The following is a 2773-nucleotide window of genomic DNA, read 5'->3' on the forward strand; positions in this document are numbered from 1 at the left end:
GGGTCGCGGGACGATCTCCTGCCCGTCGGCCCGCTGCTCCGGAACGGGCTCGGCCTCGGCCTCGCGGCCCGGCGGCAGGCCGTACGGGTCGCGCTCGTCGCCCTCCCGGCGCGGCGCGTACCCCTGCGGCAACGGCGGAACAGGCAACTCCAGGCCTTCACGGCTCCCCGAAGCCCCCCGGCCGTCCGGGCCCCCGAGGCGGCCCGAAGCCTCCCCGCCCCCATAGCTCCCGCGACCGCCATAGCCCTCCCGGCCCTCCAGACCCTCACCGCTCCCCGAAGCTTCCCCGCCGTCCCGACCTCCGAGGCGGCCCCAAACCCCCCGGCCGCCCCAGCCCCCCAGGCGGCCCGAAGCCTCCCCGCCCCCCTAGCTCCCGCGACCGCCATAGCCCTCCCGGCCGTCCAGACCCTCACCGCTCCCCGAAGCTTCCCGGCCGTCCGGACCTCCGAGGCGGCCCGAAGCCCCCGGGCCGTCCAAGCCTCCGAGGCGGCCCGAAGCCCCCCGGCCCCCGTAACTCCCGCGACCGCCGTAGCCCTCCCGCCCGTCCAGGCCCTCACGGCTCCCCGAAGCCTCGCGGCCGTCCAAGCCCCCGAGGCGGCCCGAAGCCTCCCCGCCCCCATAGCTCCCGCGACCGCCATAGCTCTCCCGGCCGTCCAGACCCTCACGGCTCCCCGAAGCCTCGCGGCTGTCCGGGCCCCCGAGGCTGCCCGAAGCCTCCCCACCCCCGTAGCCCTCCCGGCTGCCGAACTCGGCGTACCCCGGGGCATCCGCGTGCTGCCCCTGCCCGTCCGCGTACCCCTGGGCCTCCGCGTACTCCTCAACGCCCACGTCACCCCCGGCCCCCGGCAGCGCATACGCGCCGCCCAGTTCCCTCGGTGGGGCGGGCTCCGGGGCCGGGATGCCGTACGTCGTCGGGGCGGGCATCGACGGGCCGGCCGCCGGGCCGTCGTCGGGCCGTGGTTCGGGGGCGTACCCGCAGAGGGCCTCCTCGGCGGCGCCCGCCGCGAGACCGGTGAGCATGACGCGGCCGTCGTCGCACACCAGAACCGTGCGCACGGTGATGTTGCGGTGGGTCCAGCCGTGGGCGTGCAGCACCCGCAGGGCGGTGAGCACGTCGGAGCCGATCTCGGCGGCCCGGTAGGGGTTGAGGGGGCGCTCGGCGAGGAGCGCCGCGAGCGGCCGGGCCGCGACCAGCTCGCTGACTATCCAGAGCGAATCCGCCTCGGCGAACACGTCGAAGACCTGGTCGAGGCGGGGATGGTCGGGCACCTGGGCCGCGGCCTGCGCGGCCTCTATCGCCCGCCGGACCGCGGGGTCCGTGCTGCGGCGGACCGCCCGCCCGCCGGCCCGCCCGGACATCGGGGCCCGCCCGTCGGCGTCCAGCACCTCGGCGTCCACGATCTCCGGCAACGGCACCTGGCGGACCAGGACTTCCTGGCCGCTGTAGGTGTCAAACGCCCGGGTCTCGGCCAGTTCGTACCCGTCGGACGGAGGCAGCGGAAGGCGGTAGCGGTCGGCAAGCACCCGACCCGCGTAGTCGTCCACGACGCCTCCCCAGAGCGCGCTGTTCCCCGGCCATCGGAAGCCGCACCAATCCGTCAGTTACGGTCATCCGGCGGGCAATTGACCCGCTGTTCCGGCTGCGTACGGTCTCCGGCCTCTTACGATACGTGGCAACACGGGCCGACGGGCCGGGTCGCACCAACCCGGCCCGCACAAACGTTTCACACCGGCCCGGATCGGGCGCGCCCGGCGGTCAGTCCGTGGGCGTGAAGGTGGCGAACGCCGTTTCGCGCAGCGTCCGGCACTCGTCGCCGTCCCACTCGTCGACCTTGCAGCTGATCATGATCGAGTAGCCGCGCTTGGCGTCCACCTTGAAGCCGCGGTTGAGCACCTTGACCCGGACGCCGCTGTGGCTGCGCTCGAACGTCCAGTCCGCGACGGTCGGATAGCCGTTGTACTCGACCTTCTTTATGCTGCCGTGCTTGTAGCCGTCGCTGAGGACCTTTGCGCTTCCGACGGCTCCGCGCCAGGCGGCCACGGCGTCGTCCTTGGGCGAGCTGTTGAAGTCGACCTGGACCCGGGGGAAGCTGCCCTGCCCGGCGTTGTAGATGCCGCCGGAGTTGGTGCCCGCGATGGCGGTGCGCCGGAAGTTCTCGGGCATCGCCATGGTGAAGTGGAACCGGGCGTCGGTGATCTCCTTGTAGCCGGCGGGCAGGGAGCCGCTGGCGCCCGGCTTGTCGCCCCCGTCGCCGCCCTCGCCCTCGTCGCCCTTCGGGTCGTCGGACTTCGGATCGTCGGAGCCCTCGCCGGAGGAGCCCTCGGAGGCCCGGCCGTCCTCCTTGCCCTGGCCCTCCTTCTGGCCGTCGCCCTTGCCGCCGGACGAACCGCCGTCCGTGTCACCGCCCTTGTCGCCGGAGCCGCCGGTCGAGGCTCCGGCCGATGCGGCGGTGTCGTCCTTGCCGCCCTTGTCCGGGTCGTCGCCGCCGAGGCTGAGCGCGAGGACCGTGCCGAGGATGGCCAGCGCGACGACGGCCGCGATGATCGCCAGGGTGCGGCGGGGCACCACGTCGGTGATCGAGGCACGCGTGGAGGCGGCCGAGGACGGCGGGCGCTGCCCGGGCACCGACGCGTTCGCCGTCGCGGCGGACGTCGGGGCTCCGGTGGGGGCGGCGGGGGCCGCGACGGCTCCCCGCGCGCCCGCCGGGGGGGCCCCGGCCGCCGCTCCGGACTTCGCGGCAGGGGCCGGAGTCCCGGGCGGGGACGGCGGCTT

The 2773-nt window shown here is 75.2% G+C and carries 2 pseudogenes; both read right to left on the reverse strand.

The annotated features are described in order from the left end of the window. Positions 1 to 945: 945 nt before the first annotated feature. Positions 946 to 1545: pseudogene (locus tag A3Q37_RS36255) on the reverse strand (protein kinase); the annotation flags it as partial. A 211-nt stretch (positions 1546 to 1756) separates the two neighbouring features. Then, positions 1757 to 2773, reverse strand: a pseudogene (locus A3Q37_RS35075) (serine/threonine protein kinase); the annotation flags it as partial.

It is taken from the genome of Streptomyces sp. PTY087I2, assembly GCF_001687325.1.
In the GTDB taxonomy this organism is placed as follows: domain Bacteria; phylum Actinomycetota; class Actinomycetes; order Streptomycetales; family Streptomycetaceae; genus Streptomyces.